Below are 397 nucleotides of genomic sequence, written 5' to 3'. Positions count from 1 at the left end.
CCCGCCGATTCGGTCCATCGCTTCGAGCAGCGTGAAGGAAAGCCCCGCCGCCTGCAGGGTTTTGGCAGCGGCAAGACCCGCCGAGCCGGCGCCGATGATGACGACATCAACGTCTTGCATGCAGCCCCCTTGCCACAATAATCACTTGATCCTAGGCAAATTCCACGGCATTCGCCAGCATTGCAGCGGTGACAGTGACAAGTGCGCGTTTCGCTGGCAAGTTCGCAATTGGGACGTGATTCAGGCAACCAGGAGATCAACATGGCAATTCTTGCCAAGGGAAAGATGTTTGCAGCGGCCGCGATGGCGGTGCTTGCGCTGGCGACGGGCGCACAGGCAGCGGCCAGCTGCGGCAAGACCGGCGCCGGCTTCGAGGCCTGGAAGCAGGACTTTGCCG

The 397-nt window shown here is 61.7% G+C and carries 1 protein-coding gene and 1 pseudogene; one reads left to right on the top strand and one right to left on the bottom strand.

The features are described 5' to 3' along the window. A partial coding sequence (locus tag EOA22_RS37405) for an FAD-dependent oxidoreductase (protein WP_127390787.1) occupies positions 1 to 120 on the bottom strand: 120 nt, incomplete at its 3' end. A gap of 141 nt (positions 121 to 261) precedes the next feature. Between EOA22_RS37405 and EOA22_RS39475 the strand changes: the two are divergent. Then, positions 262 to 397 (top strand): annotated as a pseudogene (locus tag EOA22_RS39475) (murein transglycosylase); the annotation flags it as partial.

Origin of the sequence: Mesorhizobium sp. M7A.F.Ca.US.014.04.1.1 (assembly GCF_003998745.1) — a bacterium.
GTDB lineage: Bacteria > Pseudomonadota > Alphaproteobacteria > Rhizobiales > Rhizobiaceae > Mesorhizobium > Mesorhizobium ciceri.
Note: the sequence above shows the minus strand (reverse complement) of the source record. Positions and strands in the feature narration are given on the sequence as shown.